The organism is Bordetella genomosp. 9 (genome assembly GCF_002119725.1).
In the GTDB taxonomy this organism is placed as follows: domain Bacteria; phylum Pseudomonadota; class Gammaproteobacteria; order Burkholderiales; family Burkholderiaceae_B; genus Bordetella_C.
In genome coordinates, this window is sequence record NZ_CP021109.1 from 3,214,056 (window position 1) to 3,229,144 (window position 15,089).

Here is a 15,089-nt window from a genome sequence, read left to right on the forward strand (position 1 = left end):
CGTCCGCTATACCGTGTCCTTCAGCTGGAATCCGTGCTTCAGGGGATCGCGATCATCGATGAAGATGGTGTTCAAGCCCGTCATGCGCGCCCATCCTTCGATCGAAGGGATGATGGCGTCCAGCTCGCCGACCCGGGTGCGGGCCTCGACGCGGCCGCGGAACAGCGTGCCGATAATGCTTTCATGCACGAAGGTATCGCCCACGTCCAGCTTGCCCTGCGCCGCCAATTGCGCCATGCGCGCGGACGTGCCGGTGCCGCAGGGCGATCGGTCGATTGCCTTGTCGCCATAGAACACGGCATTGCGCGCGTGCGCATCGGGATGCCGGGCCGAGCCGGTCCACAGCACGTGCGACAGGCCCTTGATGGCCGGGTTTTCGGGATGGACGAATTCGTACTTCGCGCCGAAGGCCTGCCGCAGCCGCGGGCTCCAGCGCAGCAGATCCGAAGGCTGCACGTGTTCCAGGCCGGCGAAGGCGCGCTGCGGCGACACGATGGCGTAGAAGTTGCCGCCGTAGGCCACGTCGGCCGTCACCAGTCCCAGCCCTTCCACCTCGGCTTCCAGGCCGGACGCGTACAAAAAGGACGGAACATTGGTGATGCGCACGCTGTTGACGTAGCCGCCCTCCTGCTCGTAGCGCGCCTCGACCACGCCCGCCGGCGTATCGATGCGCAGCACCCCGGGCTCGCGCGGCGTCACCAGGCCGCGTTCCAGGGCCATCGTCACCGTGCCGATGGTGCCGTGCCCGCACATCGGCAGGCAGCCCGACGTTTCGATGAAAAGAAACGCGATATCGCAATCGGGGCGCGTCGGCGGGTACAGGATCGCCCCGGACATCATGTCGTGGCCGCGGGGCTCGAACATCAGGCCGGTTCGGATCCAGTCGTACTCGCGCAGGAAGTGCGCCCGCTTTTCCACCATATTGGCGCCTTGGAGCGCGGGCGCGCCGCCAGCCACTACGCGCACGGGATTGCCGCAAGTGTGGCCGTCCACGCAAAAGAAAGTATGCGAAGTCATGGGATTGGGATGCCATGGAAGGAAGGTCGGCGGCGGTGCGGCACCATGCCGCGCCCGGCTTCCCGGGCGCCGTCGCGGCCCATGATAGCGTCAAACCGGCGCTGGCGGCGTCAGGTCCGGATGCCCGCTGGCGCGCCGCCGCCGGGCTCGGAAGCGCCTTCCCCCGCGATGCGCTCGTCCGCGCCGCGCGCCATGTCGACCCGCGTCAGCAGCGCCAGCCCGCCGATGAAGAACAGGCCGGTCACGAGAATGGCCAGGCGGTGGTTGCCATGCGTCAGCCAGGTCACCAGGCCGTATGTCAGCGGCCCCACCACGGCCGCCAGCTGCACGGCGAAGGTCCACAGCGCGAAAAATTCCGCCAGCCGCTTGCGCGGCGCCAGCGCCCCCACCATGGCCCGGCCCGCGCTCTGGCTGGTGCCCATGCACAGGCCCGCCAGTCCGGCAGCGATCCAGAACACGCCGACCGTCACCGCGGCATAGGCGATCAGCACCATGGCGATCCAGCCGCACAGGGTCATGGCCAGCGCCCGCTTGTGCCCGATACGGTCCTGCAGATACCCGAACAGGAAGGCGCCGGCCGCCGCCGCGATGTTCACCACGAACACCAGCAGCATGATCTGCGCCATCTGGAAACCCATGGCCTGCTCGGCGTACACGGCCGCCAGCGTAATCACGACAGCGATGCCGGCTTGATAGCATGCCACGCATATCAGCAAGCGCCGGAACTGGCGATGATGCCGGCCCGTATCGCGCCAGGCGCGCTTCAGCTGCCCCAGCATATCGGGCGTGACGCCGGCCCGCCCGCGGGGCGCCGCGCGTTCGCGCAGCCACAGGAAGGAAGGCAGCGCCGACAGTGCAAAGACGACGCAGGTGGCCACCACGACCCAGGGCACGAACTGCGCGGCCGTTTCGCCGCGCGACTGCGCCTGCGACACGATCAGCAGCGACAGTCCCAGGCTTAGCATGCCGCCGCAGTAACCGAAGCTCCAGCCCCAGCCCGATACGCGGCCCAGCGCCTGCGGGCGGGCGAGTTCCGGCAGGAAGGACGCCACGGACGACTCGCCGATGCAATAGAAGTAGTTGGACACCGCGATGCCGGCAAGCGCCAGCCACACATCGCCGGGCCCGGCCTGCGACAGCGTGAGCGTCGCCAGAATGCACCCGACCGTGCTGGCGAACAGCAGCTTGCGTTTGGCCGCCCGTGCGTCGGCGCGCGCGCCCAGCGCCGGCATGGTCAGCATGGTCGCCAGGTAGGAAACCGAAAGCGCACAGGTCCAGGCCAGTGTCGCCCAATGTGCGCCGCCGCCCACCACGCCCACGAAGTAGGCGCTGAACACCGTGGTCAGAATAACCGTGGTATAGCCCGAGTTGGCAAAGTCGTACATCGCCCAGGACCATACCTCCCGGCGCGTCACGCCGGGGTTCAGACTGCCGGCCAGCGAGGCCGCGGGCGTGGATGCCGCCTGCGCCGCCATGGATGGAGCGGCGCCCCGCGGATCACGCGGCGATGGCGGCCGCCCCGGCGTCATAGGCCCAGTGCCGCGATGCCCGCCCGCGCGGTTTCGGCGTCTTCGGTGGACTTCACGCCGGAAACGCCCACCGCGCCTATCACCTCGCCATCGACGACGATGGGCACGCCGCCTTCCAGCATGCCCGTCAGGGTCGGCGCTGACAGGAACGCATGGCGGCCGTTGTTGATGATTTCCTCGTACACGCGCGATTCGCGCCGGCCCAGAGCGGCGGTCTGCGCCTTGGCCGGGGCGATGTGCGCGCTGACCGGCGCCGCGCCGTCCAGGCGCAGCATGCCGAGCAGATGCCCGCCATCGTCGGCCACGGCGATCGTCACCGCCCACTTGTTTTTCACGGCATGGGCTTCGGCGGCCGCCAGGATCTTCTTGACGTCTTCGGCGGTAAGGACGGACTTCTGCTTCATGTCAGGGATTCCTTGATTTGTTCCAATGCGCTGGGATCTTCGATGGTCGGCAGGTCGCCCGGGTCCCGACCTTCGCATACCGCGACGATGGCCCGCCTGAGGACCTTGCCGGAACGCGTCTTGGGCAAGGCGGCAACGAAGCGGACACGCGCGGGCCGCGCGATCGCGCCCAGCCGGTCTTCGACCACGCGCATCATATCGCCTTCCAGCGCCGCGGCATCCCCGGGCGCGCAGGGCTCCTTCAATACCGCGAATGCCTGCGCCACCTGTCCCTTGACGGGATCGGCCACCCCCACCACCGCGCATTCGGCCACCTTGGGATGAGCGCTGAGCGATTCCTCGATCTCCCGTGTGCCGAGGCGATGCCCGGCCACGTTGATGACGTCGTCGGTGCGGCCCAGGATGGTCCAGTACCCGTCCTCGTCGACCATGCCCCAGTCGAAAGTCGAATACACCTGGCGGCCCGGTATGGATTCGAAATAGGTGCGGACGAAGCGCTCGTCATCGCCCCAGATCGTCGACATGGCGCCGGGCGGCAGCGGCGGGACGATCGCCACGACGCCCTTGTTGCCGGGCGGCAGGTCTTCGCCGGTTGCCTCGCTGACGACGCGCACGTCGAACCCATAGCAGGGAAACGAAGGGCTGCCGAACCGCGTCGGCACCCGTTCCACGCCGGGCTGCGCCGACAGGATGGGCCAGCCGCTTTCGGTCTGCCAGTAGTTGTCGATGATCGGCTTGCACAGGCCCTCGGAGATCCACGAGGCGGTGGGCTCGTCCAGCGGTTCGCCCGCCAGGTACACCGCCCGCAGCGACGACAGATCGTGCCGGCGCAGGAGTTCCGGCGCCTGACGCTTGAGGACGCGTACCGCGGTGGGCGCGGAAAACAGTGTGTTGACCCGGAAGCGCTCGATCAGCTTCCAGAGGATCGCGCCGTCGGGCCGGATCGGCGTGCCCTCGTACAGCACCGTGGTCTGCCCGCCGATGAGCGGCCCATAGACAATATAGGAATGTCCCACGACCCAGCCGATGTCGCTGGTGCAGAAAAAAGTCTCGCCGGGCTTGCCGTCGAAGATGTATTCCATCGACGCGGCCAGCGCCACGGCATAGCCGCCCGTGTCCCGCTGCACGCCCTTGGGTTTCCCCGTCGTCCCGGACGTATAGAGGATGTAGCTGGGATCGCCGGACTCCACCCATGCCACGGGCACCCGCGCACCGAAATGCCGTTGCCGCAGGGCCGCGTAGTCGTGGTCGCGCGGGCCGCGCTCCACGCCCGCAAGGCCGCGATCCAGCAGGATGACCGCGTCGGGCTGGGCCTGGCTCATGGCCAGCGCCTTGTCCAGCAGCGGCTTGTACGGCACCACGCGGCCTGCGCGCGAGCCCGCATCGGCGGAAACGATGACCTTGGGCCGCGCGTCATCGATGCGCTGCGCCAGGTTGTGCGAGGCAAATCCGCCGAATACCACCGAGTGGATCGCGCCCAGCCTCGCGCACGCCAGGATGGCGAAGACCGCCTCCGGAACCATTGGCATGTAGATGAGGACACGGTCGCCCTGGCCGACGCCATGCTCGCGCAGCATGGCGGCCGCCGCATTGACCTCATCGAAAAGCTCCGCGTGCGTATATATCCGCTCCTGATCGACCTCGGTGGATACCCAGATCAGCGCCTGTCTATCGGCCTGTTGGGGGAGCCAGCGGTCCACCGCGTTGAAACACAGGTTGGTTCGCCCGCCGACAAACCAGCGCGCGAAAGGCGGCCGGCTGTAATCGAGGATCTGCTCTGGCGGCGTCTCCCAATGGATCCGCCCGGATTCCCGGCGCCAAAATGTTTCAGGATGTTGAATGGACGAGTCATGGAAAACCCGGGTTTTGTGCATCGCTGTCTCCTGTTATCTTCGTAATGTTGCAGATTCTGACGAAGCTTACGACTTGTCCGAATCTGTCCGGCGGAATGTCGTCACGCAGCGTCCGTGCGGCGCGCGTGCCTCCGTCTCCAAGCTGCATGGCTTCTTTGCTCTTTTCGGCATTTTTTCCGGCCGATTCTATCCATCTTATGCAGTGTGCCGGCATTTGAGCCGGTTGAGATACGGCGTATACGCATGTCCTTGGACGCGTGTACGCAGCGTTGATAGAATCGCCCCCAAAATTTCCAAACGGCGGTCGTCCGTCGTCTTCCAGGCGCGTCCCCGCGCGCCTTCAAGCGAACAATGCACCGATACGACAACCGCGAACATCCCCTCCATCGATTCCTGACGCGCCAAGGGCGCCTTCTCCGTTTCGGCCTTGTCATGGCCGGCCTGGCCATACTCGCCGGCTGCGCCAATACCACCCCTCCCCGCGATACCGCCTACACCGGCTTCGACCAGGAAGGCTACGAATCGGCCTGGGCCATCAATAACGACGATCCCATCGGCATGCTGCTCGCGCAAAAGCTGCGGCGCGGCGGCCGTACGGCAAGCTATCCCAAAGCGCCGGCCGGGGACAATACCCTGCTGGCCGGCGAAGCATTGAACTATCTGGGCATCCGCTACCGTTATGGCGGCGACTCCCCCGATACCGGTTTCGATTGCAGCGGCCTGGTCGGCTATGTCGCGGAACAATCCCTGGGCCTGAAACTGCCCCGCAATGCCGCGGACATGTCGCGGCTGGGGACCCCCATCGCCCGTGACGACCTTCAGGTCGGAGACCTGGTGTTCTTCAACACGATGGGACGCCGCTTCTCGCATGTAGGCATCTACCTCGGCGAAGACCGCTTCGTCCATTCGCCCAGCGCGGGCGGCGTCGTGCGCATCGAACGCATGGACATGGCGTACTGGAGCAAGCGCTACAACGGCGCACGCCGCATCGACACCACGCTGGTGGCCTCGGCCCGGGTGCAGAATTAGGTCCGGAAGTTCCAACGGGCCTTGGCGCCCGCCTCCCAGAAAACAGCGCCGGCGGCGCTGTTTTTTTTCGTCTTGGGGCGGCGGCTCGCCCCTTCGGCTATACCCGCCTGAGCCTCGATAGTGAAATTAAATGAGAATTCATCTCATTTACTTGCCGCGCAAAACAAGAATCATTATCATCAACACCACGATCAACGACGCAATGAGGTATGTCATGGCGACGGCACTGAGCGCAGTGGTAGTTGGAGCGGACCGGCTGGGGAATATTCCGGATCTGCTCAAAGGACACAATATCGCGATCACGCATCACATCAGCGGCCGCGATCCCTCGCACCAGAAGCGGGGTCTGCAGTTGCCGACCGGCACGCAGCTGGTGATTCTTCTGACGGATTTCCTGGGCCACAACGTCATGAAGACGTTCCGCCAGTCGGCGCAGCGATCGGGCATACGCGTGGTCGCCTGCCGGCGTTCCGTTTGCAGCATGCAGCAGGCGCTGGCGCAATGCGGTCTGTGTGGACGCGGGACGGCGTGAAGCCGCCCCGCCTGGGGGCTCTACTCCTGCGTTCCCTGCACCGCTTCCGCCACGACCTGGCGGGTCAACGCCGGCGCCAGCATTTCAATGAAGGTGTAGACGTAGTCGCGCAGGAAGACGCCGGCCTTGATGCCGACGCGCGTCGTATGCGTACCGAACAAGTGCCCCACCGGCAGACCGACGAGACCGCTGTCGCGCCGCGGGTCGTATGCCACCCCGGCGATGATGCCGATGCCCAGCCCCACGTCGACATACGTCTTGATCACGTCCGCGTCGATGGCCTCCAGCACGATGTCCGGATGCACGTTTTGCGAGGCGAACACCTCGTCTATGGTGGTGCGGCCGGTGAACGCGCGGTCATAGGTCACGATGGGGTACGCCGCCAATTGGGCAAGTGTCAGGCGCTTCGCCTCGCTGGAGGTCAGTTCCGCCAGCGGATGGTCCGGCCGCACCACGACGGTGTGCTCCCAGGTGTAGCAAGGCAGCGTCGCCAACCCTGGCGTCAAGGCCAGGGACTCGGTGGCGATGGCCAGATCGGCCTGCTCGTGCAACACCATTTCCGCCAGCTGGGCGGGACTGCCTTCCGCCAGCGACAGGTGCACCTTGGGAAACTGGCGCCGGAATGCCGGGATGACCCTGGGCAACAGGTAACGCGCCTGCGTGTGCGTGCAGGCGATGATCAATCCCCCTTCGTCGCGGCGGGCGAACTCGTCGCTGACCTTCTTCAGGTTGTCGACCTCGCGCATGATGCGGTCGATCACCTGCGATACCGCCAGTCCCGGCTTGGTCAGCCCTTTGATGCGCTTGCCGTGCCGCTCGAAAATCTTCACCCCGAGCTCGTCCTCGAACTCGATGATGGCCTTGGACACCCCGGGCTGCGAGGTGTACAGCATCCGTGCAGCTTCCGTCAGGTTGAAATCCCGGCGTATGGTTTCGCGGACGAAGCGGAACTGTTGAAGATTCATGAAGTGGGTCCTTGGTGCGGGACCCAATTATAAGTAATAAAGAAACATACTTAAATTACTTTTTCGTCTATGCTTCTGCCCGGCCGTGGGGCGGCGTAGCGGAGTGCGGTCTGAAGTTAAGACGCACCTACGACAACCGATTTTTCCCTGACAAAGAATCTTCACCGGGGTTGCCAGTTCGCCAGGGCCGGCTGGCGCGGCAGCCGCATCCGGTCGCAAAGATCCAGCTCGCGGCCTACCGTGGCCGGAAAAACCGGAAGTTTCCCAACTTGGATACAAACGCTACTTCGGAAGATCCGCGCCGGCGTTATGCAGAAGGATCGGAGTTCATCTCCAGCGGAGTTGAACTGCATCATGACCAAATTGGGCTGGACTGGCGACCCCATAGATACGGTTTGGGAAGCGAACCATGTCTTCCAGGTTGCAGCGTCTGCCGCAAGCCTAGAGGAAGAGCGCCCTGGAGCCTAGTGACCGAGGCTGCTCCGCGTATTAAAACCAAAATGCAGGCCGCAGAAGAAGCCCAGGAACGTTTGGCCAAGATGAGGCAGGAGACCCGATATAAGAGTCTTGAATAGCTTGGCCTGCGAGATACGTCGGATAGAAGTCGCTCGCTAGGGGCGGCGCCCTGCCGAAACAAGGCAGGCCAATGGACACGCTAAGGCGGCCACGGGAGACAACGACCGGCAGATTTCGACCCGCAACAGTCATTGTTGGCCTTAGGAAATGGACGCTCAAGGACGTTTGAACTCAACCAAGTCCGGGGCTTTTCGGGCAGGTCCGTTGGGATGACGGGTTGGGCGTCGCCTCACCGGCTCCGTCTGACTCAGACTAGTAGAGAGACGTGCGTGAAGGGCCTCACACTTCTTCGTGTTCTTGAACAAAACAGCAAGATAGCAATCGCTTCCATGAATCTCTTCGACTAGTACTTTAAGGGTCGCATGGATCTTGGCGACACGTGCCGCAGTGAATGGGCCTTTTGTAGTGAGCAGCACATGTTCGATGAACCGATTGCCGTGCACTGCCAGTTGTGCATCGCGCCCTTCGAGGGTTGCTGCAAAGCTTGAAACAGCAGCAGAGGCGGCACGCCACTTCTGCACCAACTCCCAGGCCGCTCTGCCTTCTATGGGTTTGTCAAACAGCTTCTGGTAGTAGGCATTTGGATCAGTTAAGGAGCCTGCATTTCGCTTTGCGATGGTTACGCTCGCCATACTGCCGCTAGAGATGGCCAATGCCATTGCGAGCTCTTGGACTTCTAGGCCACGCGTCGGATCTGCGACTCGCTCACCTCTGCGATAGCAGTACTGGATTCCGAGCTTTTTCAACGACTCGGCTATACCGTCCTGTCTTGAATCGAGTGCCAAGAAGTCTTTGGCCTCGACGCGATTCTGAGTGTTTGTGGCTGTTGTTATGCGGTTCGCGATGTCAATCGGCGCATGTTCGAGCGAGATTACCTTGACTTGAACGTAGGCGTGTCTCACGGCTTTCGGATTTTTTGAGTAGGCCTTAGCGATTGAACCAGTGGTTTGCGCGCCATTCACAATCTTCAGGTTGCCCACTTTCCAGTACGCGCTTTCCTTCTGGTCCCCAAGACTGATTGGCTTGCGAATCACTTCATCTGCAATGGCTGTGATGCCGTTGTTCAAATACCAAAATTCTGCCGGGTTGGTAAGCAATGCCGATTCAATCTGGACATTGATGTCGCTCTCGGACAGGGTGTTACGGATATTCTCGGAGAACAGAAGATCCTCGTGACCCAAATACCACTCAGCAACATCAGCACATGAAACCTTGCCGTAGATGGCATAGTAAGGCTCCTTTTGCTCGCCCCATTGAAGGAGGTTTAGTTCTACATCCGATTTCGCGCCCGATTTGACGGTCTTTATTGTGCGCAAAAGCCGTTTCAAATCGAAAGGTCGAAATGTGACAACTTCCTGTGACTCGGAGTTGTTTTCGTCGAGAAATTCTTTGACGATTGCTTGGCACTCGGTGCTTATAGAGTTGTCGCTGTTATACGCAGCAACCATCACGATTTCTGGGTCGTTCCGAATGGCCTTTGAGATCTCGTCGGCGATGGCTTGGACCCGCTGATTGAATTTTTTCCAGTCCTCATTCAATAGGTCATAGACGCCTGCAATGAATTTGCGAAGGTCACCCGTGTCAATCGTACTGGTACCTTTGGTGGACCACTTGGCTTGAACGATGTAGAGCTTATTGCGAGGGCCGTCGTACAAAACACCATCGATTCCGTTGTCGCGCGTGCCATCTACGATGTACTTCGCTACCTGAGCATATGGAACTCCGGCAAGTCCTGCAAGGCAGATTGCAGCAATGCCTCTAGAGAGCAGCTTTGATTCGTCTGACTTTGCGTCAGCAAGATACAGATGCTCCCTGACAATCGATTCAATGTGGTTTTTTACGCGGTTCGAAAGGATGATGCTCATAGTTGGAAAGGGGTAGGCAAGGTGTGGTGATTGACGCCCAACAGCGTCTGAAATGAACAATCTCGCGCGGCTTTTCGCGGGAGGTCCCCTCGATTGATGCGTTGTACGTCGTGAAGCTAGAGAATGAAAGTTCTCACCAGAATCTCACCGTCTTTTGACTTCCGCTCACCATCCAAGTCGTTTTTCATGCCTGGCGAGTTCGTAATTAGATTGTCTGGGTCATAGACGACGCACCAGAGCGTCTTGCAGTGTGGGTGTATTCGGTAGTGTTCGATGTCGATGATCAACTCATCACCGATTCGTTTCGCGTGGGCGCGGTCGCGAACGATCTTGGTTTCGATCACCAACTCATGCGCTGGCAAGAGGAAGTCCATCCGAGTGCTCGACCCGGCATAACTTGGGGTGAACTCCTCGGGTCTAATGTCGTTGATCCAAGGACGAAGGAGAGCGTGCAAGAGGTCCTGCACGTCGTATTCGTTCCGGAAATACAACGACTGAGAACCTTTGCGACGGTGGGTTAATGGGTGCATTGCCCTACGTAGGCCGCGAACGACCACCTCGAGCAACTGTTCTACTTTTTCAGGCCTACTTGGCTGCGATATACACCTTGCTCGCTCGGGGCTTGGTTCTTCGTCTGGCCGCTCGCCTTGTGGAAGGACTCTTCCGAAGCGAAAGTATCGCAGCCCGTTTTGTTCAAGGATCGCTTCAACTCTTGCACGCTTTGCGCGCCACTCTGGCAATTTTTGGGGATCTGCTGGCGCCAAGTCCATAAACTCCTCCAGCAAATTTCCAAGTACAGCAATGCCGTCTACGTTGGGGTCTTCGCCGCATCTAAACAACCATGTCTTCCATTTCGACCCGTGTGACAGTCCTGGCGGCTCCCCCGGTGCGCCTGCCGAAATAAAAAGTTCGTCAAGCGTGGCGTGCGACCCTGTGCTCGCGAGTACGTCGCCAACTACGGCACACAGGGACTTAGATAGCCGCATCGCGCGATCCTCTCCATGAGGCCAAGCTGTTACTCACGAGCAAAAACGCCCGGGCCATTGCTAATGAAACGGACACCATTGGATCACCGGTAAGATTTTGAATGACATGGAGATTATCCGATACCAGCCTCCTTATCAATCATACGGAGCGACGCGACGCCTGCTCTATGGGGCCTTCTTTAGGCGACGGCTTTTGACCGACAGAAGACGCCGACGGATACGCTCGCAGCTCCAAATTGGTTGTCGCGCTTTTTCTACTTCGTGGATTCGTATGGCCGCGGAACCCCAAGTTAGGTGAACATCGACACCAGAATAGCGGTCCAACGACGTTCGTTGTCCCAAACCCCGACAATGCCTACATAACGGCTTCTCGCAGCGTCGAAGGCGCCACCTGGCAGCATCGCCCCACTGCCGCACCAACTAGCGGCCTGCGGCTCACATTGTGGGCCCTCACACTTGCACATCTCATTAGACCCCAGGGCTCGCTCCCCGTGCTGGAGTCCCGTTCCGGCCCAGTCAGGGCCGCCAAGCAGCAAGACAGGGCAATATCCCTTGCACGCTCTCTAGTGGGCAGCATGCATGCCGGGGCTACCGATCAGTTAGTTTTTTTGCAATACGCCAGGCAAATTCTTTCTGGCAACACAGGAGCCAGTGGGCCCTCTCTCAGTTAAAACTTCTTTGTCACCGTTTGCTGAGGCCCAATCTAGCGCCACTCGTGTCAGGTAACGTTTTGGTTGTCAGACCACAGAAGTGCCGCTTGCCTTCCGCCTGCTGTATGCAGTAACACACCCACATTAAACAGTGCCGGAGGCGCCCATGACTATCACGACCTTATCCAGCCGGGAGTTGAACCAGGACGTGACGCGAGCAAAGAAGGCCGCCAAGAGCGGTCCGGTTTTCATCACGGAGCGCGGCAAGCCTGCGCATGTGCTATTGAGCTTCGAAGACTATCAAAGGCTAACGAAACAGCGGCGCAACATTGCCGACGCGCTGGCGATGCCGGACGTTGCAGAAATCGAGTTCGAGCCGCCGCGCGTGACGGTTGGAACGCGGTCGGCTGATCTCTCATGATGTACGTGCTCGATACGAACGTACTGTCGGAACTGCGCAAGGTACGGTTTGGCAAGGCCGACGCGAATGTGGCGGCATGGACGGAAAGCGTCGATGCCGCCGACCTTTTCGTATCGCCCATCACCATCATGGAGCTGGAGCTTGGCGTTCTGTCGATTGAACGCAAGGATGCTGCCCAGGGGGCCTTGCTGCGCGCGTGGCTGGAGCAGCACGTACTGCCCGAGTTCTCCGGACGGACGTTGCCTATCGATACCGCTGTAGCGCAGCGGTGCGGCCCGCTCAGGCGGCGGCGCCGTGCTGCCCCACGCGGCGCTCGAGGAACTCGATCAGCGCCTGAACCCGGCCGGTGCGGCCATTGCGCGTGGGAACCAGCAGCGTGATGGGCGCGTTGTCGAACTGCCAATCTGCCATCACACGCACCAGCTTTCCTTGTGCGACGGCCTCCGCCGCGTCCCATTCGGAGCGCAGCACCAAGCCCAAGCCTTCCTCGGCCCATTGCCGCGCGACTGCGCCATCGTTCGTGGAGTAAGCGGGCGTGATGCGCACGGTTTCCGGCGGGCCGCTTGCCCTGCCGGACGAGCGGCTGCGCCGGCGGACGCGCCACAAGGTTACGTCTTCGTTGTTCTCGCGGATGCAGATGCAGCTGTGCTTCGCCACGTCGCGCGGCGTGCGGGGAACGCCATGCGCGTGCAGGTACATCGGGCTGGCGCATAGCCAGCGCTCGTTGGATGCCAGGGTGCGCGCGATCCACGAGGAATCGCGCACGGCGCCGATATGGATAATGGCATCCGCGTCATGCCTGTCCGGCCACGGCGTTTCGTAGAGATCCAACTGCACGCGCAGGCCGGGATGGGCGCGCGCGAATTCGGCCACCAGGGGTGAGACGTGGCGCCGGCCATAGCCGAAAGGCGCCGAAATGCGCAGCAGGCCGGTGAGCTGCCGCGCGTCGGCCTGCAGGGACTCGCACAGGCTATCGAGCTGGCCCAGCAGCGCTGTCGCGTCGCGCGCGAAGCGTTCGCCCTCCGCCGTCAGGCTCAGCCGCCGGGCCGTGCGGGTCGCCAGTGACAGGCCCAGGCGGGCTTCGAGTTTACGCAGCCGGATCGAGAGCGCGGACGGCGTCACATCGAGCGCACGCGCCGCCGCGCTGAGCGATTCCTCGCGCAGCAAGGTCGCGGCGAGCTGCAGGTCTTCGATCTGGACCATTAAATTGCGCTTAACGAATGTTGTCAGTCCATTAAAACACGGCATGGTCTTGGGCCGGTAGAGTGCAGGTCATGGAACCGACATCCACTTCTGCCTCCGTCTACCCGCGCGCGGTCTTGTTCGATCTGTTGACCGCATTGCTGGACTCCTGGACCGTGTGGAACGCCGCGGCCGCCTCGGAGGAAAAAGGCCGCGCCTGGCGCGCCCGCTATCTTCAATTGACGTACGGCTGCGGCGCTTACCAGCCTTATGAAGACCTCGTGCGCAAGGCCGCCCGGGATACCGGTCTCCCCGACTCCGCACCGATGGCGCTGGAGGACCACTGGGATCAGTTGCCGCCCTGGGACGGCGCCCGTGAACTGCTGGGGGCGCTGCGTTCGCATTGCAAGCTGGCCGTGGTGACCAACTGCTCCAGGCGGCTGGGGATGCGCGCTGCTGCGCTGATGGGCATACCCTGGGATGTCGTGGTCACGTCCGAGGAAGCCGGCTACTACAAGCCCGATCCTCGGCCCTACCGGATGGCGCTCGAACGCCTGGGGGTCGATGCGCGCGACGCGGCCTTCGTCGCGGGATCGGGCTACGACATGTTCGGCACGGCGGCGGTGGGCTTGCGCACCTTCTGGCACAACCGCGTCGGCTTGGCGCTGCCGGCCGGCGCCGCCGCGCCGGAAGTGCAGGCGGCGACCCTGCAACCCGCCCTGCCCTGGCTGCAATCCTTCAACGCCGGCGCGCCGGCGCCACGATAAACGGGGCTCCACGATGCCTGCCCGCTGTCGCGGCCTGCGCGACGATGTGCCCCGGCTGAAAACCAAGGTCGGAACGCTGGACTGACGCGGGTGGCTACGCAAAGGCAAACGCTGGACGCGCAACGACACTACTTATGCTGCACCAACACACCATGACAACCTCGCTGTACACCATCGATACGCCCGCCGCCGTGATCGACCTGCCCCGCATGATGAGGAACATCGCGCGCATGCAGGGCCGCATGAACGATCTGGGGGTCGCCTTTCGCCCTCATGTGAAAACCAGCAAGTGCGAGCAGGTCGTGCGGGCGCAACTGAACGCGGGCGCCCAGGGCATCACCGTGTCCACTCTGAAAGAAGCGGATCGCTTCTTCGCGAACGGAATCACCGACATCCTTTACGCGGTCGGGATGGCGGCCCATCGGCTGCCGCAAGCGCTGGCGCTGCGCCGTCGCGGATGCGCGCTGACCATCGTCACCGACAGCGTGGCATCGGCACTCGAAATCGCCGAATTCGGGCGCAATCACGACGAGCGCTTTCCGGTGCTTATCGAAGTCGACACCGACGGCCATCGCTCCGGCCTGGATCCGCACGGCGACGAGCTGCTCCAGGTGGCCACGGTGCTGCACGAAGGCGGCATGTCTCTGCGGGGCGTCATGACGCATGCCGGGTCCAGCTATGAATTGAACACGCCGGATGCGCTGCGGGCCCTGGCGGAACAGGAACGCGCGGAATGCGTGAAAGCTGCGGAGCGCCTGCGCGCCGCCGGGTTTCCCTGCCCGGTGGTCAGCGTGGGATCCACGCCGACGGCGCTCAGCGCGGCTGACCTGCGCGGCGTTACCGAAGTGCGCGCCGGCGTCTATGTGTTCTTCGACCTGGTCATGCACAACGTGGGCGTGTGCGGCCTGGACGACATTGCCTTGAGCGTCCTTACCACGGTGATCGGCCATCAGCGCGAGAAAGGCTGGGCCATCGTGGATGCCGGCTGGATGGCCATGAGCCGGGACGTCGGCACTTCCAAGCAGCAACGGGACTACAAGTACGGACAGGTCTGCACGATAGACGGCACGCCCATGGCCGGCTGCCTGCTGGGCAGCGCCAACCAGGAGCACGGCATCATCGTATGCGAAGCAGACATGGGCGGCGATATCGTGGCGCGCTTGCCCATCGGAACGCGCCTTCGCATCCTGCCCAACCACGCCTGCGCCACGGGCGCGCAGTTCGAGCATTACCTGGCGCTGCAGGCCGATGGAACCCTGCAGGAATGGGGCCGCTTCCATGGCTGGTGAACCTGCCGTGCTGCCGGTCCCCGT

General features: G+C 62.5%; 13 protein-coding genes and 1 pseudogene. 6 read left to right on the forward strand and 8 right to left on the reverse strand.

Going from position 1 to position 15,089, the window contains the following annotated elements; translation table 11 throughout:
• Positions 1-6 precede the first annotated feature (6 nt).
• From CAL13_RS14720 to CAL13_RS14735, 4 genes are all read right to left on the reverse strand, one after another.
• A complete protein-coding gene (locus tag CAL13_RS14720) occupies positions 7-1,017 on the reverse strand; it encodes a 4-hydroxyproline epimerase (protein ID WP_086072787.1) in 1,011 nt (336 codons plus the stop codon).
• A 110-nt stretch (positions 1,018-1,127) separates the two neighbouring features.
• Positions 1,128-2,546 carry an MFS transporter gene (locus CAL13_RS14725; RefSeq protein WP_198297854.1) on the reverse strand — a complete coding sequence of 473 codons (1,419 nt, stop codon included), beginning with the start codon at positions 2,544-2,546 and terminating at the stop codon, positions 1,128-1,130.
• On the reverse strand, positions 2,543-2,950 hold the full coding sequence (locus CAL13_RS14730; RefSeq protein WP_086058056.1) for a GlcG/HbpS family heme-binding protein: 408 nt from the start codon (positions 2,948-2,950) through the stop codon (positions 2,543-2,545). The genes CAL13_RS14725 and CAL13_RS14730 overlap by 4 nt, the downstream gene beginning before the upstream one ends.
• Complete coding sequence (locus CAL13_RS14735) at positions 2,947-4,824, reverse strand: propionate--CoA ligase (RefSeq protein ID WP_086072789.1); 1,878 nt, start codon at positions 4,822-4,824, stop codon at positions 2,947-2,949. The genes CAL13_RS14730 and CAL13_RS14735 overlap by 4 nt, the downstream gene beginning before the upstream one ends.
• A 330-nt stretch (positions 4,825-5,154) precedes the next feature.
• Here CAL13_RS14735 and CAL13_RS14740 point away from each other — a divergent pair, with 330 nt between their 5' ends.
• A complete protein-coding gene (locus tag CAL13_RS14740; RefSeq protein ID WP_086072790.1) occupies positions 5,155-5,832 on the forward strand; it encodes a C40 family peptidase in 678 nt (225 codons plus the stop codon).
• A 214-nt stretch (positions 5,833-6,046) separates the two neighbouring features.
• A complete protein-coding gene (locus CAL13_RS14745; protein WP_086059499.1) occupies positions 6,047-6,364 on the forward strand; it encodes a DUF2325 domain-containing protein in 318 nt (105 codons plus the stop codon).
• 20 nt (positions 6,365-6,384) lie between these two features.
• Here the strand turns inward: CAL13_RS14745 and CAL13_RS14750 are convergent, their stop codons facing one another.
• From CAL13_RS14750 to CAL13_RS21665, 3 genes are all read right to left on the reverse strand, one after another.
• Positions 6,385-7,329 carry a CysB family HTH-type transcriptional regulator gene (locus CAL13_RS14750; protein WP_086072791.1) on the reverse strand — a complete coding sequence of 315 codons (945 nt, stop codon included), beginning with the start codon at positions 7,327-7,329 and terminating at the stop codon, positions 6,385-6,387.
• A 731-nt stretch (positions 7,330-8,060) separates the two neighbouring features.
• Positions 8,061-9,770, reverse strand: coding sequence for an AIPR family protein (locus tag CAL13_RS14755; RefSeq protein WP_086072792.1), 1,710 nt, complete (start codon positions 9,768-9,770; stop codon positions 8,061-8,063).
• Between the two features lie 116 nt (positions 9,771-9,886).
• Positions 9,887-10,756, reverse strand: a complete 870-nt coding sequence (locus CAL13_RS21665) for a transposase (RefSeq protein ID WP_086072793.1) — start codon at positions 10,754-10,756, stop codon at positions 9,887-9,889.
• Between the two features lie 816 nt (positions 10,757-11,572).
• On the opposite strand from CAL13_RS21665, the gene CAL13_RS14765 reads away from it, so the two are divergent.
• Positions 11,573-11,827: a type II toxin-antitoxin system Phd/YefM family antitoxin gene (locus CAL13_RS14765; protein ID WP_086072794.1), complete on the forward strand. Its 255-nt coding sequence runs from the start codon at positions 11,573-11,575 to the stop codon at positions 11,825-11,827.
• Positions 11,824-12,141: pseudogene (locus CAL13_RS21550) on the forward strand (PIN domain-containing protein); the annotation flags it as partial. The gene CAL13_RS14765 and the pseudogene CAL13_RS21550, both read left to right, overlap by 4 nt.
• Here CAL13_RS21550 and CAL13_RS14775 read toward each other — a convergent pair.
• The gene (locus CAL13_RS14775; protein ID WP_086072795.1) at positions 12,107-13,030 is read right to left on the reverse strand and encodes a LysR family transcriptional regulator; all 924 of its coding nucleotides are present in this window, start codon (positions 13,028-13,030) and stop codon (positions 12,107-12,109) included. The pseudogene CAL13_RS21550 and the gene CAL13_RS14775 sit on opposite strands and share 35 nt — an antisense overlap.
• A gap of 71 nt (positions 13,031-13,101) precedes the next feature.
• On the opposite strand from CAL13_RS14775, the gene CAL13_RS14780 reads away from it, so the two are divergent.
• Both CAL13_RS14780 and CAL13_RS14785 read left to right on the forward strand, forming a co-directional pair.
• A complete protein-coding gene (locus tag CAL13_RS14780) occupies positions 13,102-13,776 on the forward strand; it encodes an HAD family hydrolase (RefSeq protein ID WP_086072796.1) in 675 nt (224 codons plus the stop codon).
• Between the two features lie 152 nt (positions 13,777-13,928).
• The gene (locus CAL13_RS14785; protein ID WP_086073669.1) at positions 13,929-15,065 is read left to right on the forward strand and encodes a DSD1 family PLP-dependent enzyme; all 1,137 of its coding nucleotides are present in this window, start codon (positions 13,929-13,931) and stop codon (positions 15,063-15,065) included.
• Positions 15,066-15,089: the final 24 nt, after the last annotated feature.

Excerpts from the sequence above, each read along its gene's own strand:
- CAL13_RS14720 (WP_086072787.1), bottom strand. The coding sequence starts at position 1,017 with ATGACTTCGCATACTTTCTTTTGCGTGGACGGCCACACTTGCGGCAAT.
- CAL13_RS14745 (WP_086059499.1), top strand. The coding sequence starts at position 6,047 with ATGGCGACGGCACTGAGCGCAGTGGTAGTTGGAGCGGACCGGCTGGGG.
- CAL13_RS14735 (WP_086072789.1), bottom strand. The coding sequence starts at position 4,824 with ATGCACAAAACCCGGGTTTTCCATGACTCGTCCATTCAACATCCTGAA.
- CAL13_RS14755 (WP_086072792.1), bottom strand. The coding sequence starts at position 9,770 with ATGAGCATCATCCTTTCGAACCGCGTAAAAAACCACATTGAATCGATT.
- CAL13_RS14765 (WP_086072794.1), top strand. The coding sequence starts at position 11,573 with ATGACTATCACGACCTTATCCAGCCGGGAGTTGAACCAGGACGTGACG.
- CAL13_RS14780 (WP_086072796.1), top strand. The coding sequence starts at position 13,102 with ATGGAACCGACATCCACTTCTGCCTCCGTCTACCCGCGCGCGGTCTTG.
- CAL13_RS21665 (WP_086072793.1), bottom strand. The coding sequence starts at position 10,756 with ATGCGGCTATCTAAGTCCCTGTGTGCCGTAGTTGGCGACGTACTCGCG.
- CAL13_RS14730 (WP_086058056.1), bottom strand. The coding sequence starts at position 2,950 with ATGAAGCAGAAGTCCGTCCTTACCGCCGAAGACGTCAAGAAGATCCTG.
- CAL13_RS14740 (WP_086072790.1), top strand. The coding sequence starts at position 5,155 with ATGCACCGATACGACAACCGCGAACATCCCCTCCATCGATTCCTGACG.
- CAL13_RS14750 (WP_086072791.1), bottom strand. The coding sequence starts at position 7,329 with ATGAATCTTCAACAGTTCCGCTTCGTCCGCGAAACCATACGCCGGGAT.
- CAL13_RS14725 (WP_198297854.1), bottom strand. The coding sequence starts at position 2,546 with ATGACGCCGGGGCGGCCGCCATCGCCGCGTGATCCGCGGGGCGCCGCT.
- CAL13_RS14785 (WP_086073669.1), top strand. The coding sequence starts at position 13,929 with ATGACAACCTCGCTGTACACCATCGATACGCCCGCCGCCGTGATCGAC.
- CAL13_RS14775 (WP_086072795.1), bottom strand. The coding sequence starts at position 13,030 with ATGGTCCAGATCGAAGACCTGCAGCTCGCCGCGACCTTGCTGCGCGAG.